Here is a 23,983-nt window from a genome sequence, read left to right on the forward strand (position 1 = left end):
AAGGTTCGCCTCGACATCACGCCGATGGAGAACCTGTCGCTGTTCATCATGGCTGGCTACGGCACCGACGACAACTATACGGACGACACTTGGGCCTTCCCCGCAGGCGGCCGTGGCATGTACAAGTTGTGGGACGGCAACTGGGCAGTCTGGGGCGGTGGTACCTACACCATCAACGAGAAGACCTCGTTCAACCTCCAGGCTTCGTATGACGAAGGCGAGAACCTCGGCATCGCTGCCAACATCGCCTACGACGTCGTCCCGGGCCTGACGATCACAGCCGAAGTCGATTACCTCCACGCCGGCAAGTTCGGCGAGGCCGACTTCTCCAACTGGACCGGTGCCGACGACGAAGACAGCATCGGCGGTATCCTCCGCTTCCAGCGCTCGTTCTAATCAGCAGCGTCAGACTGAAACAGAACCCGGCGGGTAACCGCCGGGTTTTTTTCATATCGGCGTGGCTGTGATGCATGGCGCCGCCGGCCACGGTTCTCTGCTAGAGCGGGATGCAGCCGCCAATCTTCAACGCTGGCGATTGGCCATCAGCCACTATGCCTTCGTCATCCTCGGGCGGAGCGACGCGAAGCGGAGCGCAGACCCTGGGATCCATGCCGTTACATCCGCCGAAGAATGCAGCAGTTCGGAATGGCGCTTGTTCGGCAACGGAGAAGACCAATCCAGAGTGGGTTCGAATTTTTCGCGGAACGGGGTGGTAGCGTTCGTTCTGGTCCGCTGGAGTACTGCCGCGAGGTAACGGCATGGGTCCCAGGGTCTCCGCGACGTCGCTTCGCTCCTGCTCCGCCCTGGGATGACGAAGGGAGGGATGCGGTCCAATGTGGACCGCATCCCTCAGTCAAATCTCTGCAAGATCGCCCAGCGACTGGATCAGCGGCTGAATTTCGTTCTCATAATTTTTCCAGCGCTTGACGGACGATTTGTAGATCGGTTGACGAACCTGCCAGCGACTGGGCGTGTTGACCGAACCATCCCTGTCGAAAAAGCGCAGGCAGGCGTCATCCCAGGGAAGCCCGAGATAATCTATGAGGCGGCGCGACTGCGCTTCCTGGTCTTCAACCAGCGTTTCGTAGCGATTCTCGAAGATAAGACCTGGAAAAACCTCGTTCCAATGCCGCATCAGGCGATCATATTCGCGATAGTACAGGCCTAGTGTATTCAGGTCGGTGTTGTAGCTGTGCCCCTCGTTGAAGTTCTGGACAAAGCAGGAGACGCAATTGTCAACGGCATCACGACGGCAATGAATGATGCGTGCGTTGGGAAAGAGAAGGCCGATAAGGCCGATCAGCTCGAAATTGTGCGGCATCTTGTCGACTACGCGAAGCGCGGCAGGCGCCCGCTCCCGCAAATAGGACAGATGCTCTTGGGCCAAGGTTCTGGACAGATCTTCTGTGATCGACATGATCGGCTGGGTCAAATCTCCGGCCGATGAGGTTTTGAGGCCGATCGCATTCGCAACCCGCCTTAATTTGTTAAGCTCCCCTGCCCCATGAATATCGGGATGGCTGGCGCAGATCTGTTCCGTAAGCGTCGTCCCCGAGCGAGGCATGCCAACTACGAACACAGGCACTTCGGAAGGGTTTCCATAGCCGGCCCTGGCAGCCAAGAAATCCGGCGTGAAGGTTTCGATCATCGAGTCGATCCAGCGACGATACACGTCGATATCGAACTTGTAGCCGGAGGCCTGTTTCGCCTTGTTGAAATGGTCGAATGCCTCATCATAGCGCTTGAGGTCGTTCAGCACCTTGCCGGCGGCGTAATGGAGTTGCTGTGCGCCTTCCGAACCAAGCTTCGGATCGCCGAGTTCACGAAGAATGGATTGGAGCTCCTCGGGTTCCTCGGTGAACTTTCGCGTCTGTACAAGCTCGTTGTAGGCGTCCGGCACCCCAATGCGACGTCCGATTGCTTCTTTCAGATAGACGGCTGCCTCATCCATGCGCCCCAGGCTGCTGAGCGCACGGGCCAGCCCGGCCCGTACCTTGGGATGATCGCGGTTGATTTTCAGCGCCTTCTCGTAAAGCGGCAAAGCCATATCGGGCTTGTCAAACGCTATGTAAGTGCGCCCCAATGCACAAAGTGCTTCGATAAGGCCGGGCTGCAGTTCCAAGGCGTACTGCATATGCTTGATTGCCGGCGAATATTCGCTGACCTTCACATAGGCCTCGCCAAGACTCAGGTGGTAGTAGGGGTTTTTAGGCTCCTCGCCGACCGCCCGTGCGAAATATCGCAAGGCCATCTCATCATCGTAACGCAGATATAGAGTCCCCAAGATATACAAGGCGAGCGGATGGTTTGGCGTGCGCGCCAGAACCCGAAGGCATAGATCCTGTGCCTCGTCGAGCCGCTTTGCCTGCTGATGGATATATGCCTGTTTCAGCAGCGCATCGTCGGCCTGCGCGCGCGATTGAGCGGTTCCTTGATTCACCGCCGGTTTCAGTATCGGCACCTTCGCTTTCGGCGTGGGACCGGGGTTGATGTGCTTTGACCAAGCAGGTGGGAGTCGATTGTTCATGATATCTCGCTAGCAAAAACAGCCGAAGGAATCCAGCATGCCGGTTGCAGCCAAGGCGGGAGCTTGCGCGGCCAACTGTGCCGCGCTAGCAAGAAGTCCCTTTCGAACGAGCCCCTTTTCGAACGAGCATTGCCATGCGCCAGCGCCCTGCCCTCACGCCAATCATCGGCGCGCTTCCCTCAACGGTGCCGTTTGTCGGCCCGGAAGCGCAGGAGCGGGACCGCGGCCGCGCGTTTCGCGCCCGCATCGGCGCCAATGAGAGCAGTTTCGGTCCCTCGCCGCGCGTCATCACCCGCATGGCCGGCATCGCCGGCGACATGTGGATGTATTGCGACCCCGACAATCACGATTTGAAGGTGGCTGTCGCCGCGCATCTCGGCGTCGGCGCCGAAAACGTGGTTGTCGGCGAAGGCATAGACGGGTTGCTCAGCCTGGTGGCGCGCATGTATGTGGCGCCTGATGACGCGGTGGCCACCTCGCTCGGCGCCTATCCGACTTTCAATTTCCACATAGCCGGCGTCGGCGGCCGGTTGATCGCGGTTCCTTACGAGGACGACCGGGAAAGCCTGGATGGCCTATTGGCTGCGGTCGTCAAGGAAAATGCGCCGCTGGTCTACCTCTCCAATCCGGACAATCCAATGGGAAGCTGGTGGGAGGCGGCCGAGCTCATCCACTTCATCGAAGCCCTGCCGGAGACCACCATGTTGGTGCTCGACGAGGCCTATGGCGAGTTGGGGCCCGCCTCGGCGCTGCCGCCGATCGATATCTCCAGGCCGAATGTCATCCGCATGCGCACCTTCTCGAAGGCCTACGGGCTGGCCGGCATACGCTGCGGCTATGCAGTGGCCGACGCCCAGGTGATCCGCGACTTCGAAAAAATCCGCAACCATTACGGCGTCAGCCGCATGGCGCAGATTGCCGGCGTCGAGGCGTTGGCCGATCAGAACTATCTCCAAAATGTGGTGACGCGGGTCGCGGCCGGCCGCCGGCGTATAGCTGAGATAGCCGAGGCGAATGGACTGAAGCCGCTGCCCTCGGCGACCAATTTCGTTACCATAGACTGCGGCCGCGACGGCGCCTTCGCGCTGAACGTGCTGCAGGCGCTTTTGTCGCGCGATGTGTTCATCCGCAAGCCAATGGTGCCGGTGCTCGACCGCTGCATCCGGGTCAGCGTCGGCCTCGACCATGAGCTCGACATCCTTGCCGAGGAATTGCCCGGCGCGTTGGCGGCGGCACGGGGGAACTGAAGATCGCTACGCCGTCGTTTTCGGCCTTGCCGCTATCTCCCCGTCACCGAGCAGGCACATGACCCGCTTCAAGCTGTTCGAAAGCTCGGCGGCTTCGTCGTCGGCCAGACCGGTCGTCAGCCGGGTGAGATCGCGATCCGCCGCCGCCTGAAGTGCTGCCAGTTCCGAGTTTCCCAGCGCGGTCAGGGACAGGATGCGCCGACGCCGGTCGTCCGGGACGGCCCGCAATTCGATCAGGCCCATGGCGGCGAATTTTCTGAGGATCCGCGTTACAAAGGCGGGGTCCATCCGGAGCTCGCCGGCAATCCCGGACGCAGCCGGCTCGAGACCGAGATGGAACGCTCGCGCAAGAAACCCTGCCTCGCCGCTCGGGTTGGCAGCGACGGCTCCCGCGCGGCGACCCAGCTCGAATAGCACCCGCGCCTCGGTCAGCGTATAGGTGCTCTGCATCAACGTCTCGTCGAGCAGCCCAATCAAGCTGGTGTAAAACCTGTTGAAATGACGGATCTCAGCGACCATAGCATTCCGCTCATCCGGCATGTCGGGGCTCCGTTTCTGGAGATTCCACACCGCAGGATCATCACTGTATTATTTGACTTAGTCAACTATTTAAAGGTCACAGTCATTCATCAGAAATGCAGCTCTTGAATTAATTAAACGTTCGTTTTATTATTGTCGCTTCACGATGAGGCGATGATGGCCCGCACGACCGGTTCCGACGGCGAAAAGACCGAGGCAGCGATCCGCGAAGCAGCGGTTAACCTGATCGCGCGTCTAGGCTACGAGGCGATGTCGATGCGTCAGCTCGCAGCGGAGGTCGGGGTCCAGGCCGCCGCGCTTTACCGCTATTTCCCGACCAAGGAAGACCTCTTGTCCACGCTGATGCGCGAGCACATGGAAGAGCTGATCGGGGCGTGGAATGCGGCGCGCCCCGCCGCGGCCGATCCGGCGACGCGGCTTGCCGCCTATGTCGAAAACCACATCGCCTTTCACATCGAGCGTCGCCACGCCACCCATGTCTCCAACATGGAGCTGCGCAGCCTGTCGCATGATCGCCTGACGCAGATCCTGCGCATGCGCACAATTTATGAAAAGGAGCTGCGCGCCATCCTGCGCGACGGCGCGGAAGCCGGCGTCTTCAGCGTCGAAGACACAGGGCTGACGGCGATGGCGTTGATCCAGATGATGACCGGCGTCATCGTCTGGTTCCGACCGGGCGAGCGGCTATCGATCTCGGAGGTAACCGCCACATATCTTTCAATGACGATGCGACTGGTGGGAGCAGAGGCCCACGGCGCGACTACGACCTACAGCGCCCGCGCGGCTTCGGCCGCGCAAAGGACGCTGTAGCACTTTGATTTTGCGCACATGATCCTTCCCGGGATCGAATTCGATTTCGGGACCATGCGCCGGGAGGAACGGCATGTACACGCACACACTCAACTTCGGGCTTGACGAAGACATAGAGGCGCTGCGCGACCTAGTGCGGCGCTTCGCCCAGGAAAAGATCGCACCGATCGCCGCCGAGATCGACCGCTCGAATGAATTTCCGGCGCATCTGTGGCGCGAATTCGGAGCCCTCGGCCTGCTCGGCATCACCGCCGACCCGGATTTCGGCGGCACCGGCATGGGCTATCTCGCCCATGTGGTCGCGATGGAGGAGATTTCGCGTGCCTCGGCCTCGGTCGGCCTCTCCTACGGCGCCCATTCCAATCTCTGCGTCAACCAGATCAATCGCTGGGCGACGCCGGCACAGAAGGAAAAATATCTGCCCGCGCTGTGCAGCGGCGAAAAGGTCGGCGCTCTGGCAATGTCGGAAACCGGCGCCGGCTCCGATGTTGTGTCGCTCAAGCTGCGTGCCGAAAAGCGCAACGACCGCTATATGCTCAACGGCACCAAGATGTGGATCACCAATGGCCCGGACGCCGAGACGCTGGTCGTCTATGCCAAGACCGATCCGGAGCTCCATTCGCGTGGCATCACCGCCTTCATCGTCGAGAAATCGATGGCCGGCTTTTCCGTCGCGCAAAAGCTCGACAAGCTCGGCATGCGCGGCTCGAATACCGGCGAGCTGGTCTTTTCGAATGTCGAGGTGCCGTTCGACAATGTGCTGCACGAGGAAGGGCGCGGCGTCGAAGTGCTGATGTCGGGCCTCGACTACGAGCGCACCGTGCTAGCCGGCGGCCCGATCGGGCTGATGGCGGCGTGCCTCGATGTGGCGGTCCCTTATGTGCATGGACGCAAGCAGTTCGGCCAGCCCATCGGCGAGTTCCAGCTGGTGCAAGGCAAGCTCGCCGATATGTACACGACGATGAACGCCGCGCGCGCCTACGTCTATGCTGTCGCCGCCGCCTGCGACCGCGGCCAGGCGAGCCGTAAGGACGCGGCCGCTTGTGTGCTGTTTGCCGCCGAAAAGGCGACACAGATGGCCCTCGACGCCATCCAGCTGCTGGGCGGCAACGGCTACATCAACGATTATCCGACAGGTCGGCTTTTGCGCGACGCCAAGCTCTACGAGATCGGCGCCGGCACCAGCGAAATCCGCCGCTGGTTGATTGGGCGCGAAATCATGGCGGAGAGCATTTAGTGGCGCTGTCTTGAAGTTTGCCATATATAGGAGACAGTGCCATATTTTAGTAATGTGCCATACTCTTGGAACGAGGCAAACCATGGCAGGCGAAACGGAAAAGGCAGGGTTGGGCGAAAATCAGCAAAAACAATTCGAGGCCGGAGCTCGGAAAACTCCGCTCCGGGTTCCAGCTAAACGAGAGCGCGTTAGACTTGGCGAGGGCGGACGCTTCGTTATCCCGGCTGCGATGCGCGAGGAAATGGGCGTCAGGCCTGGTGAAGATTTGATCCTTCATGTCGAGAACGGCGAGTTGCGGGTAAGGTCGTGGCTTCGGAACCTTCGGCGCGTCCAGGCGGAATTGTCGGCGCTGAAAAAGCCTGAGGAAAGTGTCGTCGACGAATTTCTGAAGGAGCGGCGGGAAGAACAGCGCCGAAGCGATAAGCGTTTGGACCGGCTTCATACCGAAGGAACGGCGAGGAAGAGAGCGAAGTGAAACCCTACGTCATGGATAGCTCGGCGGCGCTTGCGATCCTGCTCAACGAGAAAGGCACCGATATCGCCTTGGGTTTTGCGCCGGATGCGCAGTGCAGCTCCGTCAATGCGGCCGAAATCATCGCCAAGCTGATCGACAGGGGACGCAGCATGGAGGAGGCCGCCGACGACCTTGCGAGCCTCGGCATGCCGGTCGCTGCTTTCGACGAAACGATGGGCATCGCCGCCGGTCAGCTTCGCGAACTGACGCGGCATCGCGGCTTATCGCTGGGCGACCGGGCCTGCCTCGCACTAGCAATTCGCGAGAACGCCATTGCCGTCACCGCTGATCGCGATTGGGGTGATCTGGATGTCGGCTGCAAGATCGAATTGATCCGGTAACATCATGACCACCCTCACCTCACAGATCTCGCCCGCCTCCGACACCTTTCGCGCCAATGCCGAGCGTATGCGGGCGCTGGTCGCCGACATTGCGGAAAAGGCGGCAACCGTCGAGCGTGGCGGCTCGGAGGAAGCGCGGGAGCGCCACCAGAGCCGCGGCAAGCTCTTGCCGCGCGAGCGCCTCGCCCAATTGCTTGACGCCGGCTCGCCGTTCCTGGAAATCGGCCAGTTTGCCGCGTGGTCGATGTATGGCGAAGACATCTCGTCGGCCGGTCTCATCGCCGGCATCGGCCGCGTCGAAGGCACGGAAGTCATGGTCGTCGTCAACGACGCCACGGTGAAGGGCGGCACCTATTATCCACTGACGGTAAAGAAGCATCTGCGCGCCCAGGAGATCGCGATGCAGAACAGGCTGCCCTGCGTCTATCTGGTCGACAGCGGCGGCGCCAACCTGCCCAACCAGGACGAGGTGTTTCCCGACCGCGACCATTTCGGCCGCATCTTCTACAATCAAGCCAACATGTCGGCGGCAGGCATTCCGCAGATCGCCTGCGTCATGGGTTCGTGCACGGCTGGCGGCGCCTATGTGCCGGCGATGTCGGACGAGACGATCATGGTGCGCAATCAGGCGACCATCTTCCTCGGCGGCCCGCCGCTGGTGAAGGCCGCTACCGGCGAGGATGTCAGCGCGGAGGAGCTGGGTGGGGCCGATGTGCACACGCGGCTTTCCGGGGTCGCCGACCACTATGCGCTGGACGACGAGCACGCGCTGGCGATCGCCCGCCGCATCGTCAAGAACCTGAATCGAAAGAAAGAGATAGGGCTGGCACTTCGCGATCCGATTCCGCCGCTTCATGCAGCCGATGAGCTCTACGGCATCGTGCCGACGGATCTGCGCCAGCCCTATGACGTGCGCGAAGTGATCGCGCGTCTCGTCGACGGCTCCGAATTCGACGAGTTCAAGCAGAATTACGGCACCACGCTGGTCACCGGCTTTGCCCATCTTCAGGGCATGCCGGTCGGCATCATCGCCAACAACGGCGTGTTGTTTTCGGAAAGCGCGCTGAAGGGCGCGCATTTCATCGAACTGTGCTGCCAGCGCAAGATCCCGCTGATCTTCCTGCAGAATATCACCGGCTTCATGGTGGGACGAAAATACGAGGCCGGCGGCATTGCCAAGGACGGCGCCAAACTGGTGATGGCCGTCGCCACGGCCCGCGTGCCGAAGGTGACCATGATCATCGGTGGCTCGTTCGGCGCCGGCAATTACGGCATGTGCGGACGCGCCTATTCGCCGCGCTTCCTGTGGATGTGGCCGAACGCCCGCATTTCGGTGATGGGCGGCGAACAGGCGGCGACCGTGCTCGCCGTCGTCAAGCGCGAGGGGATCGAGCGCAAGGGCGGGGAATGGAGCGCGGAGGAGGAAGCTAAATTCAAGAAGCCGATCCTGATGAAATACGAGCATGAGGGCCACCCGCTCTATTCCTCCGCCCGGCTGTGGGACGACGGCATCATCGACCCGGCCAAGACGCGCGAGGTGCTGGCGCTCAGCCTTTCAGCCGCGCTGAACGCCGGGATCGAGGAGACAAAGTTCGGCGTGTTCAGGATGTGAAATGAGCGAGATCGACCAAAGAATTCGCGTTCATACCGGCGACATCACCAAGCTGGCGGTCGATGCCATAGTCAACGCCGCCAACAGCTCGCTGTTGGGTGGCGGCGGCGTCGACGGCGCCATTCACCGGACGGCCGGCCCCGAGCTTGAGTTCGAATGCCGGATGCTGAATGGCTGCAAGGTCGGGGACGCTAAGCTCACCAAGGGTTACAGGTTGCCGGCGCGCCACATCATCCACACCGTCGGCCCGGTCTGGCAAGGCGGCGGCAAAGGCGAGGCCGAGTTGCTCGCCTCCTGCTATCGTCGGTCGCTCGAACTCGCCGCCGCCAAGGATTGCCGGACGGTGGCATTTCCGGCGATCTCGACGGGTGTATACCGATATCCGAAGGACCAGGCGACGCAGATCGCCGTTGGCACCGTGGGTGCCTTCATCGGCCAGAATGCGGTTCCGGAAACTGTCATTTTCTGCTGCTTCGACCAGCAGACGGCGGAACTTTACCAGCAGGCGTTGCTGCGCTTGGCGGAGCGTGATCCGCACCGATGAGAAATTCCATGCACACCCTTCAGGCTCAACCATCGAACTGGCCACACGGAAAAATTGCGGCTATTGCTGGTTTGCAATTTCCATGGGGATGGGGCGAAGATGAGACTGCAGCTTTTTCAGAAGACTACTATGTCGATACTTGCAGGGATGCTTATATTTATGGCACCCGGGATCGGCGCGGCGGAATCACTGGCGGGGAACAAAGGCGACGTCCGTTTCTACCCGAGTTTGTCTGGAAACCCGAAGGATCCGTGTACCAAGACATACAACGCCTATGTAGCGGCCGGCGGCCATTCAGCCTATGCGACGACCTTCTATTCGCGCGTCGACGACCTCTATATCATTTGCGGCTCGCGGTTGAACGCACCGTCGCAAAAGGCGGCGGAAGATATGGCGCTACGGAACTGTCAGTCGGGCTTGAAAAAGTGGAAAGTCAGGCTCGGGAGCGGCGGCTGTCAGATCGCGCTTTCCAAATAGTCAGCCGCTTGGCTGACTGGCGTCGCCCGCGGAAAATCCGGGAGGCTCCATGTTCGCCAAGATCCTGATCGCCAATCGTGGTGAGATCGCTTGCCGGGTGATCCGCACCGCTCGCAGGATGGGCGTGCGCACGGTCGCAGTCTATTCCGACGCCGACGCCAGGGCTCTGCATGTCGAGATGGCTGACGAGGCGGTGCATATCGGTGCCTCGCCTGTCGGCGAAAGTTATCTGCGCGGCGACAAGATCGTCGCGGCGGCTTTGGCCACCGGCGCGGAAGCCATTCATCCCGGCTACGGTTTTCTGTCGGAAAACCCTGATTTCGTCGACCAGGTGACGGCGGTGGGGCTCGTCTTCATCGGCCCGTCGGCCGCCTCGATCCGCGCCATGGGGCTGAAAGACGCAGCCAAGCGGCTGATGGAGAAGGCCGGCGTGCCGGTTGTGCCCGGCTATCACGGCGAGGCGCAGGAGATCGTGCTGCTCGCCTCCAAGGCGCGCGAGATCGGTTATCCCGTCCTGATCAAGGCGCGCGCCGGTGGCGGTGGCAAGGGCATGCGGCGCGTGGAGCATCCTGACGACTTTTCCGAGGCGCTGTCGGGTGCGCGGCGCGAGGCCAAGGCCGCTTTCGGCGACGACCGCGTGCTGGTCGAGAAGTATGTCGAGAAGCCGCGCCACATCGAGGTTCAGGTGTTCGGGGATGTCTTCGGCAATGTCGTGCATCTCTACGAGCGCGACTGCTCGGCGCAGCGCCGCCACCAGAAGGTGATCGAGGAAGCCCCCGCCCCCGGCATGACGCCGGCCTTGCGCAAGGCGATGACGGAGGCGGCGGTGAAGGCCGCCAAGGCGATCAACTATTCCGGCGCCGGCACGATCGAGTTTATCGTCGATGCCTCGCAAGGGCTGAAGGCCGATCGCTTCTGGTTCATGGAAATGAACACCCGCCTGCAGGTCGAGCACCCTGTCACCGAAATGGTCACCGGCACCGATCTGGTCGAGTGGCAGTTGCGGGTGGCCTCCGGCGAAAAGCTGCCGAAGACGCAGAGCGAGATCACGCTCTCCGGTCACGCCTTCGAGGCGCGCATCTATGCCGAGGACGCGGCAAAGGGGTTTTTGCCGGCGACAGGCACGCTGCATCACCTGGGATTTCCGGATGCCGCGCCCGAGGGCACCAGCATGCGGATCGAGACCGGCGTGCGGGCCGGCGATACCATATCCCCGTTCTACGACCCAATGATCGCCAAGCTGGTCGTGCACGGCAAGGGCAGGCAGGCGGCGCTCGAAGCGCTGGGCACAGCCCTTTCGCAGACCGAGATCGCCGGCTCGACCGTCAACACAGCCTTCCTCGCTGCTCTTGCCGCTGACGCGGATTTTTCGGCAGGCGATGTCGATACCGGCCTGATCGGCAGGCACCAGCAGGCTCTGACCGCAGTCCCGCCGCCGAGCAGCGAGATCGTCGCCGCAGCCGCATTTGCCGCGTCCGGCGCAGGGGCTCAAGCGCCGTCCCATGACCCATGGTCGTCGCTCGCCGGCTATGCGCATTTCCACACTGTTCCGCGGCGCACGCGGCTGCGCTACGGCGAGGATGAGATCGTCGCACTTGTGTCGGTTCGGCCGGATGGACGGTTCGAAGTTGTTCTGGACCAATTTTCAACGGGCAGTGCTGCCCCTCATCCGCCTGCCGGCACCTTCTCCCCGTATAGTGACGGGGAGAAGGGAGAAGCTTCGCGACAGCGCCCTCGGCTCGCCCGTTGGCCCGGCCACGTCACCGTGTTCGAAGGCGCCCTCGGTTACAGCTTCGCGGTTCCAGACCCGCTGGCGAGAGCCGACGAAATCGCCGCCGGTTCAGACAGCCTGCGCGCGCCGATGCCCGGTCTGGTCAAGCTGGTGCGCGCGGCGAGGGGCGATACGGTCATCAAGGGTCAGCCGCTGTTGATCCTCGAGGCGATGAAGATGGAGCACACCATCGCTGCTACCCATGACGGGATAATCGCCGAAATCGCGGCCGAAGGCGCGCAGGTCACAGACGGGACGGTGCTGGTTCGCTTTGTTGAGGAAGCCCAAGGCTGACCGCTGGTTCCTTATCCGTAAGGCGTTGTTGACGACGCGCGCCACAAACGCATGCCCAAATGAAAATGGCCGGGTCAGACCCGGCCATCTCCGATTGTCGCTAGACGACGCTAGAGCGGTTCATCGTTTCACGGAAACGCCGAACCGCTCTATCTCTTTGTTTTTGCGCAATTCCGGACGGAAAACCGTTTCACACTTTTCCTGGAATTGCTCTAGCCATCACGGCTGGATCGGCGCGTATTTGCCGTCGTGCCACTGGTTGATGTCGTAGCTGGCGTTCTTGAGGTCGCCCTTTTCATCGAAAGTGACAGGGCCGACGACGGTGCTGATCGGCTCGCCGTTCTTCAACGCTTCGGCAACCTTGGCCGGATCGTCGCTGCCGGCGCGCTTGACGCCTTCGGCGAAGGCCTGGATCACGGCATAGGAGAACAGCGTGAACCCCTCGGGCACGAAGCCGCCCGCCTTGATCTTTTCGATGGCTTCCTTGGCTTCGGGCTTCGCCTGCGGATCCGACGGGAAGACAAACATGGTGCCCTCGCCGGCGGGGCCGGCAACCTGCCAGAATTCCGGCGAGGCGATCGAGTCCGGCATGATCAGCTGGAACTTGACGCTCTGCTCCGCCGATTGGCGCAGGATGAGGCCGGCTTCGGGGTGGTAGCCGCCGAAATAGACCACATCGGCTTTCAGCTCCTTGAGCTTGGTGACAAGCGCGGAGTAATCCTTTTCGCCGGCATTGATGCCCTCGTAGAGGATCTCGTTGAGGCCGCTCTGGTTCATCGTTGCCTTGACGGCATCGGCCACGCCCTGACCGTAGGCGCTCTTGTCGTGCATGATGACGACGTTCTTGCCGGCATATTTCTTGGCGATCCATGGACCAATGAAAGCGCCCTGCGCATCGTCGCGCGTATAGAGGCGCATGATCGTCGGCCAGCCGGCCTTCGCAGCCGCGTCGGTCAGCACCGGGTTTGACGAAGCCGGGCTCATCATAAGCGCGCCGGCTTCGGCGTAGACGGCGGAGGCCGGGATGCTCGAGCCCGAGCAGGCATGGCCGTCGATGAACTTGACCCCGTTGGCGACGATGCGGTTGGCGACCGAAACCGCCTGCTTCGGATCGCACTGATCATCCTCGATGTCGAGCTTGATCTGGCGGCCATCGACGCCGCCGGCCGCGTTGATCGCGTCGGCTGCGGCTTGCGCGCCATGCTTGAACTGATCGCCAATGGTGGCAAGCTGTCCGGTCATCGGCCCGACCACCGCAAAGGTGATGTCCTCGGCGAAGGCAATCGGCGCGCTCATCATCAGGCTCAACACGGCCGCGCTCAAAATACCTAACTTTTTCATGGTGATACAACTCCTCCACTCTCGCGCAGCCGCCCCGGCCGCGCCTCTTCCAGAGTGGCGGGAGAATTTCATTCTTCGGCAAGCCTGTCTAGGCGCATTGGCGGCACTCGATTAGGCCTGCAACGTTCTGTTTGACTATGATCTTTCCCAAAACGGTTCCACCTTTTGCGACCATAGCCCGAAAACGCAAAGCCGCGCCGGCCTTGTTTCGGCCGGTCGCGGCTTTGTCGGTCGAAGCATCTCCGGACACTCCCGTGCCCGAAACCGCTCGCCTTCCCTGTCGTGGCGCGGTTCGGCCGTGTCCGGCCTGCCGCATTCTTGTCATTGTTGATGCGACCGTCTTGCGCGGCCTTGCTCTCGCCGGGTCCGGCCGTCTGTGCGGCCTTGACCTAAAGCGTCCCTGTCGGTGATCTCAGTGTGTGATGAACTTAGTGCCTGATGAAATCGAGGGCTGACCTAGTGCATCGTCATCCATTCGCGAGCTTCGCGAAGCGCTCTGGCGATCTCGACCTTCGACATGGCGGCCGACAGTTCCGAGCGCAGTTCCGCGGCGCGGATCGAGCCTTTGATCGCGGCGATGTTGAACCATTTGTGGGCGGCGACAACATCGGTCTCGCAATCGCGGCCGGTCGCATACATCATGCCCAGTTCGAAAAGAATGTCGGCCTGGGCAGTTGCCCCTATGGCGCCGAAGCCGGCTTCAGGCATTTCAAAACGTGCCATTTCAATCCCCTGTTCTAGCCCCTGTCAGGCTCCCGAGAGCTGCCTTCTTCTGTCCCTTGGTATCTGTCGATAACCCTTGGGGTGGCCGCTCTTTCGATGCTTTCGAGAATGAAGCGAAGGCTTGAATCCGTCGTTAAACGGTGTGCTTAATTTGAGGAAAACAAAGCTAAAACAAGAGGTAAACGCGGGAATTCGTTAAGGATGCAAAACCAGCAATTTCGGCGGTTTGGGCTAAATTTGACGAAAATTTGTGAGGCGCAAATCAAGACTCCGCTAACCACGGGAGACAAAGCCGGCATGCCCATCGTTTCATTTCTCGCCGGCGAGACCGCTTCGGACCGCCAGAAAATCCTGAAGTCTTCCGCAGCGGCACCGCTTTTGTTTTGCTGGGAGGTGGATTAGCTTACGTTTGCGTAAACGGCAGACGGAGGCGGAATACCCGGCCGGATGCCTGCAGGGAGGAGAAACATGTTTCGTAAAATCGGCATGGCCCTTGCGGCCACACTGATCACGGCCGGCACGGCTTGGGCCGATCCGATCGAAGGCAACTGGAAAACGCAGGCCGGTGCGACCGCCGCTATCGCGGGCGGCGGCGGTGCATATTCCATTACGCTCAAATCGGGCAAGTTTGCCGGCAAGCGCATCGGTTCGTTCAAGGTGTCCGGCGCCAACAAATATACGGGCACCATAACCGATCCGGAAACCGACAAGACCTATTCGGGCAAGGCCTCGGTCTCGGGCGCCTCGCTCAAGATGAGCGGCTGCGTGCTCGGCGGACTGATCTGCAAGAGCCAGACCTGGCACAAGCTCTGATCGTTTCCGCTGTCACAAATTGAAAAACGGGGCCGCGATGCCCCGTTTTCTGTTACGGCATCTCTTCGCGACAACGGACCGATCGTCAGGCCGCGGCTTCCGCACTACCAGCAATTTTGCGCATCCTTCGTTCGTGTGAGCGACGTCGGGAGTCGGCAGAAAGACTGCTGCGACGCTCGTGACCGGCGACGGCGCCCTGCACGGCGGGCATTCAACACTCCGTTGATTAATTTGAACCGCAGATGAACGCCGGCATCAGAACCGGTTCAGTCGCATCAGGGCATTCTCATGCGTGTTGAAGGAGACGCCACGCAATGTTCGCCCGCCGCTTTACCATCGTCTGCCTGCTGGTGAGCCTGTTCGGCATGTTGTTCGCCATCCTCGTTGCCGAGGCTGGCCGTCCGGCGCGCTCCTGGGACCAGGCTAATTCCTGCCGGTTCGGTTGCCCGAGCCACCTTCGCCACTGACGCCGACAAAGACCTTTAGAGAGAACAACACGCCATGAACCGCATCGTCGCCAACGCCTTCAAGATCCTTCGACTTGTGCCGCGGGCGACGCTCATCCTGATGGTCCTTGCAGCGCCGGTTCTGGCCGTGCCGACGCTGCGCGCCGATGCCGGCTCGACGATCGAAGCGCCGGCGTTAAAGAAGAACGGCGTCGGCTTTGTGCTGTTGGTCAGCCTGCGGCGCGGCTAGGCCCGATCGACCTTCATCGAAACCATTCGAGCAAAAAACGACGCTTTGGCCACGCTCAGGCCGGCATACCCCCTCCCAACCGCCTGACCAAGCCTCTATATTGGGTCATGGAAAAGCGAATCTATCCCCAGGCCATAGACTCAGTCGTGATGCCGGAGCCGTTCGGCCGGCAGAGCTTCAATGATGCTGGAAAGGCCGTCGCGGCCTTGCAGGTGCTTTACGACCGCAACACCAAATTCCTGCGTGATTCGTTCACGGCGCTCGCCGCAGGCGGCGACAACAACAAGCGCTATCGGGCCTTCTATCCGGAAGTCGGCGTCACCACGACGTCGTTCACCCAGATCGACTCGCGGCAGGCCTACGGCCACATGCCGACGCCTGGCCATTTCTCGACGACCATAACCCAGCCTGTCCTTTTCGAACGCTATCTCATCGAACAGCTTCGCCTGATCATGCGCAATCACGGCGTTCCGGTCACGGTTTCGGAATCGACGACGCCCATCCCGCTGCATTTTGCGTTCCTGGAAGGCTCCCATGTCGATGGCGCGGCGGCCGAACGCATCAGGCGGCCGATCCGCGACCTGTTCGACGTGCCGGATCTCGACGGCACCGACGACCAGATCGCCAACGGCACGTTCGAAGTGGCGTTAGGCGAAGCCAGGCCGCTGGCGGCGTTCACGGCGCAACGCATCGACTATTCGCTGCACCGGATGTCGCACTACACGGCGACCAGTCCCCAGCATTTCCAGAATTTCGTGCTGTTCACCAACTACCAGTTCTACATCGACGAATTCGTTGCCCGTGCGCATGAGCTGATGGCGAAGGGCGGCGGCGGATACGTCGAATTCGTCGAACCGGGTAACGTCATCACCAAGGCTGGACAAAGCGCGCCTAGCGCAGGCGTGGCGCCGCCGCGCCTGCCGCAGATGCCGGCCTATCATCTGAAGAAGCCGAACCATGGCGGCATCACCATGGTCAATATCGGCGTCGGCCCCTCCAACGCCAAGACGATCACCGACCACATCGCAGTGCTCAGGCCGCATGCCTGGGTGATGCTCGGCCATTGCGCCGGGCTGCGCAACACCCAGGCGCTGGGCGACTATGTGCTGGCGCATGCCTACGTCAGGGAAGACCATGTCCTGGACGATGATCTTCCGGTCTGGGTGCCGATCCCGCCGCTGGCCGAGATCCAGGTGGCGCTGCAGGAGGCTGTCGCCGAAGTCACAGGCCTTTCCGGCTACGACCTCAAGCGCATCATGCGCACCGGCACCGTCGCCACCATCGACAATCGCAACTGGGAACTGCGCGACCAGCGCGGGCCGGTGCAGCGGCTGTCGCAGTCACGGGCGATCGCGCTCGACATGGAATCGGCGACGATCGCCGCCAATGGTTTCCGTTTCCGCGTGCCCTATGGCACGCTGCTTTGCGTCTCCGACAAGCCCTTGCATGGCGAACTGAAGCTGCCTGGCATGGCGACCGAATTCTACAAGCGGCAAGTGGCACAGCATTTGACCATCGGCATCAGGGCGATGGAAAAGCTGGCCGAGATGCCGATGGAACGGTTGCATTCGCGCAAGCTCAGAAGCTTTTCGGAGACGGCGTTCCAGTAGGACCGATCGGCCTTCATCGGCCGGAGCCTCGTAACAGCGCGCCAGGGCACTTCGTCATCTTGATTGAGCCGCAATTCTACCGAAAAGCAACGAGATGGCACGCGTTCGAAACTTGATAGTATCGGTGGCATTCGTCGCAATGCTCGGCTGCTCGGTCGCGCTGGTGGCCGGGTTCTTCGGAGCGCTGCATCCGGCCTTCGATTCCTTCGCTCATTTCCGCGTTCATCTTGCCGTGCTGATGGCGCTTTGCGCGCTGCCGTTGCTCGCGACCTCGTTTCGCCTGCAGGCAGCCACAGCGCTGCTCTTTGCCGTGGCCGCCTTTGCCACCACGTCGAACGCGTTGCCGCGCCTGTGGCAGGTGCAGGCGGCCTATGTCGCCAAGCCCGGTGACCAGCCGGTCTACCGCCTGCTGCAGATGAATTTGCGCTTCAACAATCCGACGCCGAAGAAAGTGCTGTCGCTGATCGGCCGGACCAATCCGGACGTGATCACTCTCGATGAAGTGTCGGAGATGTGGACGACCGAGCTTGGCTATATCACCAGCGCCTATCCCTACCGCATCCTCTGCCCCTACCCCAATGGCGTGTTCGGCGTCGCGCTGCTGTCCAGACGGCCGTTCACCGCCGGCACGCAACCGCGCTGCGACAGACGTGGAGCGATGGCCATCGCGACGGTCGATTTCGGCGGAACCGATGTCGACGTCGCCGCCCTGCATCTCACCTGGCCATGGCCGCGCAACCAATCACGGCAGATCGGCGGGTTGTCGGAGGAGTTCGCCTCGCTTGGCGAAACATCGATCATGGCTTGCGACTGCAATGCAGTGCCGTGGAGCGCCGCCATCCGGCGCGTCGCAGCTCTTGGCAAGCTGACCGTCGCGCCCTCGCCCGGGCCGACCTGGCTCTATATGAAGCTGCCGGATTTCCTGCGCTTCGCCGGACTGCCGATCGACCAGATTTTTAGCAAGGGCGCGGTTCTCATCCATTCGGTGTCGAGGCTGGAAAACAATGGCTCCGACCATCTTCCGGTGATGGTGGAATTCTCGCTTAGGCGGGAAGAGAAAAAGCCGGCCGACGAGGATGAAACCGCGACCGCATTCGTTACACAGAACCGCAAGACCCGAAGCTGAGAGCCGACTACTTGCGCACCAGAGCACGAACGAGGTGCTCGACATGGCCGCCGTCGCGATGCTCGCGCGCATCGAAGGCGTTCTGTTTCGCCTCGTATTCGGCATAGACGGCTTTGATCCGACGCCTCGCCTCGCGGTGTGTCTTGCTGCAAACCCAGTTGTCGGCGAATTCCAGTCCCGTGATCGATTTCTCGGTGGCCCGCATCATCACCTTGGCGATGCGGCCATGGTTATGCTCATGAGCACGAACGCCCTCGAAAAACCGCTTCCAGCGCTTCTGAAGCTCCGGCGTCGCGGCTGAGGTCATTCGGGGTAAGGTGTAGGTGAGATCGAGTGTCCCATTGGCCTGCCGCAGACGGCAGACACCGCCCTCCCTGCTGACCTCAAGGTCCCAATTTACAGTATAGGCGGTCAGCGCGATGGCGTGCGTCATGAAGCCATGCCTCTTCGGACCCTTACGGTCCATGGCTTCGATCAGTGCGGCGCCCGTGGTTCCTGATATGTCGTAGGTTCGGGTCTTGACCAGCACCTTCGTGTCAGCCGATGCCGACGGTGCGAAGCCGCACAAAGCGCCAATCGCTGCAAGGCACGTCAGAACCGCCAGGCGCATGTCTCATCTCTCCGGGTCAGGAAGGAAAGGAACCACAAGCGCCGCGCCGCTTCAACGTTTTTTAGAGGCCGCAAATATAGCGGCCATCATTTTTGGTCGCCGGTCCCGACGGACTTCACACGCTGACGTTGTGCTCCATTGATCCACGCATGGCGGCGACGTATTCGATCGCATATTGAACAGGCGAGATTCTTCGGCGCGGTCTGATTTGAATCTCAATACACCCGAGTTCCCGATCGTCCGCTTGCTGGAGCAAACGCGGCTTCCCTGAAAATCGAATGAATCCTGTGGGCGCCTTGAGCGCCTGCGGCGACGCGCCATGCGTTCGGCAGGGCGCCACGTTGCGCGCTGATCGCGATCCTTGTGGAATTCCTTAACGCGGCGGGGCCGTCGATCCGCGGACTACCAGTTCAACCGACATGATGATCTGCCTCGGCTGGCCGTTTTCAAACACCATCTGGGCAGCAAGGCGACCCTTCCCGGCGATGTCATGTGTGACAGTGGTGAGTGGGGGCGTGGTGCGTGCCGATTCCGCGGTGCCATCGAAGCCCACAACCGACACGTGATCGGGTATGTTTATGCCGCGACGAACCGCTTCGTCGAGGACAGTAATTGCCTGCCAGTCCGACATGGTCAGGATTGCCGTTGCTTCTGGAAATCGATCGAACACGACAGCCCCGGCCGAAGGCTCCCCAGGGATGGTTTCGATGATCGGGACATCATCGATCGACAGATTGACCTCCCCCAAGCCTTGGGCGAAGCCCTCGAGCCTTTCATAGTCGAGCTGAAAGCCCGCGGTGATCGCGCGCTTGCCCTTGCCCGGCATATGGACAATCGGCGGTCCGGAGGTGCGCCGGATGGAGAGGATCACAAAATGCCGATGCCCGAGAGCAGCCAGATGCCCGACAGCCATAAGTGCTCCGCTCCTGCCGTCTATCCGGATCGAATTGATATCCGGGCCGGCATCGCTTTCGAGGATGACAAAAGGCAGGCGCCGGCGCTGCGCCGAGGTGATCAGATCGATGTCTACGCTATGGCCCAAAATGAAGCCGTCAACCAACGCCTCCCGGATGGTGGAGGTGCGCGTTTCGTCCGTACCGTTGACTAGGCTCAGCGTCGCCCCGGCTTCGTCGCACGCAAGCGAAACGCCAAGCACCAGTTCTCGTCCATATGGGCTTCTGATCACGTCGGCAATGGCATAGGCGCCCGGCGGCATAAATCCGATGGCGTTGAACTTGCCGTCCCGCAGCACTCGTCCTCTGGGGTCGGGACCATCGTAACCAAGCTGCTGCGCCGCAGCCTCGACACGCTCGCGCACATCGGGCCGCACGAGGTCTGGGTGGTTGAAGACATTGGAGACTGTGCCGCGGGAGACCCCGGCGACTCTCCCGACATCCGCGAGGGTCGGCGTTTTGGAATGGTTCATTCCTTCAGTTAAACACTTTTTTGGAGCGCTCCAAGTTATTCTTGACTCGTCACTATAAAAGGCAAACCTTGCATTGGAGCGCTCCAATTAGCAGAAATAGCAGTTTTCAAGCATTCTGTCTCAACGAAGGCTCGTGTGCCCAACTCTGGGCGTGTGAGCGCCAAATCATCCAGGAGAATAAAATGGCTGCGACCAATGGTGGCCCGACATCGCTCGTCGGAAAGACTTTCGACTGTGCATTCGGCCCGTTCGTGCCTCGGCTGACGGTTCTGTCGCCGACAGAATTGCATGTGCGGGCGACGATCGGCGCTACTCAGATCGACGAGGTCGTGAAGAGCGATCTGACAGGCGTCCGCCCTGATCTCTTTATAATGAGCTGGACGGAGCAGAGCGGTAACTTCGTCGTGCAGGTTCAGGATCATGAGAACAAAGTCGTTCATAATTATGCGCGGCTGGCCGACGGGCAACTGTTCTGTGCGCAGGGGATCATTCAGCCGGTACCGGCGGCCTGACAGGCCATCACACCGCGCCGCGGAACTACGCGAACTGTTGTGCGGCCACTTGACGGATACAGGAGTATATTTCCCTCAAAATAGACCCGTTCCCCTTCAGGAGTGTCGTCATGAACACCCTTTCCGAACCAATCTTCGATGTCGCACAGCTGGCGCATGTCGAATTGTTGACGCCCGATCTCGATGGGACGTTACGCTTCTTCATGGATTTCATGGGCATGCAAGAGACCGAGCGGCGCGGCAAGTCGGCCTATCTGCGCGGCTATGAGGAGCAGTATCACCATTCGCTGAAGGTGAGCGAGGCACAGCACGCCGGACTGGGGCACGTCGCTTGGCGGACGCGCAGCCCGCAGGCGCTGGAGCGGCGGGTCGCAGCGATAGAGGCGACCGGCCTCGGGCGAGGCTGGATCGACGGTGACGCCGGCCATGGCCGAGCCTTCAGATTCGAAACGCCCGAGGGGCACCAGATGGAGCTGCTGTGGGACATCGACTATATCAGCATACCGCCGGGACAGGCTACGAAATTGCTTAATCGCCCGCAGAGGCGCCCGCTCAACGGCATTCCGGTTCGCCGCATCGACCACCTGAACCTGATGGCCGCCAACACCGGCGCCTGCCGCGATTTCATGGTTGACGTGCTGGGCTTTCGCGAGCGGGAGCGGGTCGTTGGTGACAACGGGTCGGCGATCGCGAGCTGGCTCAGCGTGACCAATCTTTCGCACGATATTGCGATCGTCCCGGAGCCGACGGAGATGCGTGGACGCTTCCACCACGTCTGTTTCCACTACACTTCGGTGCAGCATCTCTTCGATCTGGCGGAGCTGGCAAGGGAAGCCGGGATTTCGATCGAGCACGGCCCGGGCCGGCACGGCATCGGCGGGGCAACGTTCCTGTACATGCTGGAACCAGGGGGCAATCGCATCGAGGTGATGGGCGATCCCGGCTACATGATCTTCGATCCGGCCTGGAAAACCGTGGTATGGGAAGCGTCCCAGATCGCCGATGGCGTGGTCTGGAGCGGCTCTCCGGTTCCGGATTCCTTCTGGGTCTATGGAACGCCGGTGCCGCAGCCGGTGGAGGATAAGACTATCGCCGCCGTGGCGTAGAATCGGTATTTGCGCCGAGACCAGAACGGCAATTTTCTAGCATTCAATACGCTCGCCAGATCTGTTCTAGTTAGTAATAGCTAATATCTTGCGCTACATGTTCTGGTAAACTGGTCCCTCACCGCCTTGTGGCGGCACCCAGTTGATGTTCTGGTTGGGGTCCTTGATGTCGCACGTCTTGCAGTGGACGCAGTTCTGCGCGTTGATGACGAAGCGCACGTCCTTCGCGGTGGGATCGGCGGCGGCGTTGCCATCCTTATCGACCCATTCGTAGACGCTGGCCGGGCAGTAGCGTGTCGAGGGCCCGGCATAGACATCGTGTTCGGAACGCTGCTGCAGATCCATATCCGTGACGAGCAGGTGGACCGGCTCGTTTTCCTCGTGGTTGGTGTTGGAGAGAAACACCGAGGACAGGCGGTCGAAGGTGAGCACGCCGTCCGGCTTCGGATAGGCGATCTTCTTGTGCTTGGCGGCCGGTTCCAGCGTCGCATAATCGGCCTTGCCGTGCTTCAGCGTGCCGAAGGGCGAAAAGCCGAACAGCGAATTCAGCCACATGTCGAGGCCGCCAATGCCGACGCCGACGACGGTGCCGAAGCGCGACCACAATGGCTTGACGTTGCGCACCTTCTTCAAATCCTTGCCGATGTCGGTCGCCCGCCATGCCGCCTCGTAAGAAGCCAGTTCGTCATTGGCACGGCCGGCGGTAATCGCGTCGCTTACATGCTCGGCCGCCAGCATTCCGGAAAGCACGGCATTGTGCGAACCCTTGATGCGCGGCACGTTGACGAAGCCGGCAGCACACCCGATCAGCGCGCCACCGGGGAAGGACAGTTTCGGCACCGACTGCCAGCCGCCTTCGGTGATGGCGCGGGCGCCATAACCCAGCCGCTTGCCGCCCTCGAACGTGCCTTTGATCGCCGGATGGGTCTTGAAGCGCTGGAATTCATCGAACGGCGACAGATAGGGATTCTTGTAGTTGAGGTGGACGACGAAGCCGACTGCCACCTGGTTGTCCTCCAGATGATAGAGAAAGGAGCCGCCGCCGGTCTTCATGTCGAGCGGCCAGCCGAAGGAATGCTGCACCAGGCCCGGCCTGTGGTTCTCCGGCTTGACCTGCCAGAGCTCCTTGAGGCCGATGCCGTATTTGCCGGGCTCGCGGCCGTCGGAAAGATGGTATTTGGCGACCAGCTGCTTGGCCAATGAGCCGCGCGCGCCCTCTCCGATCAGGACGTATTTGCCCATCAGCGCCATGCCCGGCGCGAAGCCCGGGCCGTGCGTACCGTCCTTCTCGACCCCCATATCGCCGGTGACAACGCCGGTGACCGCGCCGTCGTCACCGTAAATGAGATCCACGGCGGCAAAGCCCGGATAGATCTCGACGCCCAGCGCCTCGGCCTTGGTCGCCAGCCAGCGGCAGACATTGCCGAGCGAAACGATGTAGTTGCCGTGATTGTTCATCAGCGGCGGCATCAGGATGTTGGGCAGCCGGAACGAACCGGCGGGGCCGAGGACCAGGAAATGGTCTGCCGTGACCGGCGTCTTGAACGGATGTCCCTCTTCGTCACGCCAGCCCGGCAACAGCCGGTCGATGCCGATCGGATCGACGACGGCGCCGGACAGGATGTGGGCGCCGACTTCGCCACCCTTTTCCAGGACGACGACGGAAAGCTCGGGATTGACCTGCTTGAGACGAATCGCGGCGGCGAGGCCCGCCGGACCGGCGCCGACGATGACCACGTCGAATTCCATGCTTTCGCGTTCGATATCGCTCATCAACCCCTCACTGCCCAGAGTGCCGCGCGCCCATTGGACGCGCAAAGGACACTCTGGCAACTTTTATTTTCGCATGATCCTTTCCAAAAAGTGATTTCACTTTTTGCGGTCATGCGAGCGCATTTGCGCATCTTGCTGGCTTATCCGCTGCATAGCGCATCAATTCGCGACGCGAAACCGGCGCTGACGTGACAATGGCGTTTTCGTCAAAAAGTCGCGCATTGTACTATAAGATCGCGGGTTGGGGTCCACCAGAACATCGATCCGGGCCCAGGCCATTCCAGCAACTCATTCCAGCAAGCCATTCCAGCAAGCCATTCCAGCAAGCCATTC

24 protein-coding genes are annotated in these 23,983 nt (G+C 61.2%); 17 read left to right on the top strand and 7 right to left on the bottom strand.

Going from position 1 to position 23,983, the window contains the following annotated elements:
- A partial coding sequence (locus AC0L26_RS24285) for a porin (RefSeq protein ID WP_473634864.1) occupies positions 1-396 on the top strand: 396 nt, incomplete at its 5' end.
- 457 nt (positions 397-853) lie between these two features.
- Here the strand turns inward: AC0L26_RS24285 and AC0L26_RS24290 are convergent.
- Complete coding sequence (locus tag AC0L26_RS24290; RefSeq protein WP_473634865.1) at positions 854-2,527, bottom strand: tetratricopeptide repeat-containing sulfotransferase family protein; 1,674 nt, start codon at positions 2,525-2,527, stop codon at positions 854-856.
- A gap of 134 nt (positions 2,528-2,661) precedes the next feature.
- Here AC0L26_RS24290 and AC0L26_RS24295 point away from each other — a divergent pair, with 134 nt between their 5' ends.
- A complete protein-coding gene (locus tag AC0L26_RS24295; RefSeq protein ID WP_473634866.1) occupies positions 2,662-3,774 on the top strand; it encodes a pyridoxal phosphate-dependent aminotransferase in 1,113 nt (370 codons plus the stop codon).
- Between the two features lie 6 nt (positions 3,775-3,780).
- Here AC0L26_RS24295 and AC0L26_RS24300 read toward each other — a convergent pair whose 3' ends face one another.
- Positions 3,781-4,314: a MarR family winged helix-turn-helix transcriptional regulator gene (locus tag AC0L26_RS24300; protein ID WP_473634867.1), complete on the bottom strand. Its 534-nt coding sequence runs from the start codon at positions 4,312-4,314 to the stop codon at positions 3,781-3,783.
- Positions 4,315-4,470: 156 nt separating this feature from the next.
- Here AC0L26_RS24300 and AC0L26_RS24305 point away from each other — a divergent pair, with 156 nt between their 5' ends.
- From AC0L26_RS24305 to AC0L26_RS24340, 8 genes are all read left to right on the top strand, one after another.
- Positions 4,471-5,124 carry a TetR/AcrR family transcriptional regulator gene (locus tag AC0L26_RS24305; protein ID WP_473634868.1) on the top strand — a complete coding sequence of 218 codons (654 nt, stop codon included), beginning with the start codon at positions 4,471-4,473 and terminating at the stop codon, positions 5,122-5,124.
- A gap of 73 nt (positions 5,125-5,197) precedes the next feature.
- Complete coding sequence (locus AC0L26_RS24310) at positions 5,198-6,361, top strand: isovaleryl-CoA dehydrogenase (RefSeq protein ID WP_473634869.1); 1,164 nt, start codon at positions 5,198-5,200, stop codon at positions 6,359-6,361.
- 82 nt (positions 6,362-6,443) lie between these two features.
- Positions 6,444-6,836: an AbrB/MazE/SpoVT family DNA-binding domain-containing protein gene (locus AC0L26_RS24315; RefSeq protein ID WP_473634870.1), complete on the top strand. Its 393-nt coding sequence runs from the start codon at positions 6,444-6,446 to the stop codon at positions 6,834-6,836.
- Positions 6,833-7,216, top strand: a complete 384-nt coding sequence (locus AC0L26_RS24320; protein ID WP_473634871.1) for a type II toxin-antitoxin system VapC family toxin — start codon at positions 6,833-6,835, stop codon at positions 7,214-7,216. The genes AC0L26_RS24315 and AC0L26_RS24320 overlap by 4 nt, the downstream gene beginning before the upstream one ends.
- A gap of 4 nt (positions 7,217-7,220) precedes the next feature.
- Positions 7,221-8,828 (top strand): carboxyl transferase domain-containing protein, encoded by a 1,608-nt coding sequence (locus tag AC0L26_RS24325; protein WP_473634872.1) that lies wholly within the window; start codon positions 7,221-7,223, stop codon positions 8,826-8,828.
- Between the two features lies 1 nt (position 8,829).
- Positions 8,830-9,372, top strand: a complete 543-nt coding sequence (locus AC0L26_RS24330; RefSeq protein ID WP_473634873.1) for an O-acetyl-ADP-ribose deacetylase — start codon at positions 8,830-8,832, stop codon at positions 9,370-9,372.
- 99 nt (positions 9,373-9,471) lie between these two features.
- Positions 9,472-9,849, top strand: coding sequence for a hypothetical protein (locus AC0L26_RS24335; RefSeq protein ID WP_473634874.1), 378 nt, complete (start codon positions 9,472-9,474; stop codon positions 9,847-9,849).
- A 49-nt stretch (positions 9,850-9,898) separates the two neighbouring features.
- Complete coding sequence (locus AC0L26_RS24340) at positions 9,899-11,914, top strand: acetyl/propionyl/methylcrotonyl-CoA carboxylase subunit alpha (protein ID WP_473634875.1); 2,016 nt, start codon at positions 9,899-9,901, stop codon at positions 11,912-11,914.
- A 219-nt stretch (positions 11,915-12,133) separates the two neighbouring features.
- Here AC0L26_RS24340 and AC0L26_RS24345 read toward each other — a convergent pair whose 3' ends face one another.
- Both AC0L26_RS24345 and AC0L26_RS24350 read right to left on the bottom strand, forming a co-directional pair.
- On the bottom strand, positions 12,134-13,255 hold the full coding sequence (locus tag AC0L26_RS24345) for an ABC transporter substrate-binding protein (protein ID WP_473634876.1): 1,122 nt from the start codon (positions 13,253-13,255) through the stop codon (positions 12,134-12,136).
- A gap of 456 nt (positions 13,256-13,711) precedes the next feature.
- Complete coding sequence (locus tag AC0L26_RS24350) at positions 13,712-13,978, bottom strand: SEL1-like repeat protein (protein ID WP_352929038.1); 267 nt, start codon at positions 13,976-13,978, stop codon at positions 13,712-13,714.
- A gap of 468 nt (positions 13,979-14,446) precedes the next feature.
- Between AC0L26_RS24350 and AC0L26_RS24355 the strand changes: the two genes are divergently transcribed.
- The 5 genes from AC0L26_RS24355 to AC0L26_RS24375 all read left to right on the top strand — a co-directional run bounded on the left by AC0L26_RS24355 (position 14,447) and on the right by AC0L26_RS24375 (position 18,223).
- A complete protein-coding gene (locus tag AC0L26_RS24355; RefSeq protein ID WP_473634877.1) occupies positions 14,447-14,791 on the top strand; it encodes a DUF2147 domain-containing protein in 345 nt (114 codons plus the stop codon).
- A gap of 314 nt (positions 14,792-15,105) precedes the next feature.
- A complete protein-coding gene (locus tag AC0L26_RS24360) occupies positions 15,106-15,258 on the top strand; it encodes a hypothetical protein (RefSeq protein ID WP_473634878.1) in 153 nt (50 codons plus the stop codon).
- Between the two features lie 34 nt (positions 15,259-15,292).
- Complete coding sequence (locus AC0L26_RS24365) at positions 15,293-15,487, top strand: hypothetical protein (protein WP_473634879.1); 195 nt, start codon at positions 15,293-15,295, stop codon at positions 15,485-15,487.
- Positions 15,488-15,636: 149 nt separating this feature from the next.
- Positions 15,637-17,097, top strand: a complete 1,461-nt coding sequence (locus AC0L26_RS24370; protein ID WP_473634880.1) for an AMP nucleosidase — start codon at positions 15,637-15,639, stop codon at positions 17,095-17,097.
- Positions 17,098-17,191: 94 nt separating this feature from the next.
- Positions 17,192-18,223, top strand: a complete 1,032-nt coding sequence (locus AC0L26_RS24375) for an endonuclease/exonuclease/phosphatase family protein (RefSeq protein WP_473634881.1) — start codon at positions 17,192-17,194, stop codon at positions 18,221-18,223.
- 7 nt (positions 18,224-18,230) lie between these two features.
- On the opposite strand, the gene AC0L26_RS24380 is transcribed toward AC0L26_RS24375, so the two are convergent.
- Both AC0L26_RS24380 and AC0L26_RS24385 read right to left on the bottom strand, forming a co-directional pair.
- Entirely contained in the window at positions 18,231-18,833 is a 603-nt protein-coding gene (locus AC0L26_RS24380) for a DUF922 domain-containing protein (RefSeq protein WP_473634882.1), read from the bottom strand.
- A gap of 373 nt (positions 18,834-19,206) precedes the next feature.
- Entirely contained in the window at positions 19,207-20,259 is a 1,053-nt protein-coding gene (locus tag AC0L26_RS24385) for a LacI family DNA-binding transcriptional regulator (RefSeq protein WP_473634883.1), read from the bottom strand.
- Between the two features lie 182 nt (positions 20,260-20,441).
- Here AC0L26_RS24385 and AC0L26_RS24390 point away from each other — a divergent pair, with 182 nt between their 5' ends.
- Positions 20,442-20,771 carry a MoaF-related domain-containing protein gene (locus AC0L26_RS24390; RefSeq protein WP_473634884.1) on the top strand — a complete coding sequence of 110 codons (330 nt, stop codon included), beginning with the start codon at positions 20,442-20,444 and terminating at the stop codon, positions 20,769-20,771.
- 110 nt (positions 20,772-20,881) lie between these two features.
- The gene (locus AC0L26_RS24395; RefSeq protein ID WP_473634885.1) at positions 20,882-21,877 is read left to right on the top strand and encodes a catechol 2,3-dioxygenase; all 996 of its coding nucleotides are present in this window, start codon (positions 20,882-20,884) and stop codon (positions 21,875-21,877) included.
- A gap of 93 nt (positions 21,878-21,970) precedes the next feature.
- Here the strand turns inward: AC0L26_RS24395 and AC0L26_RS24400 are convergent, their stop codons facing one another.
- Positions 21,971-23,650, bottom strand: a complete 1,680-nt coding sequence (locus AC0L26_RS24400; protein WP_473634886.1) for an electron transfer flavoprotein-ubiquinone oxidoreductase — start codon at positions 23,648-23,650, stop codon at positions 21,971-21,973.
- Positions 23,651-23,983 lie beyond the last annotated feature (333 nt).

The sequence above is a fragment of the Mesorhizobium sp. WSM4823 genome (genome assembly GCF_055811195.1).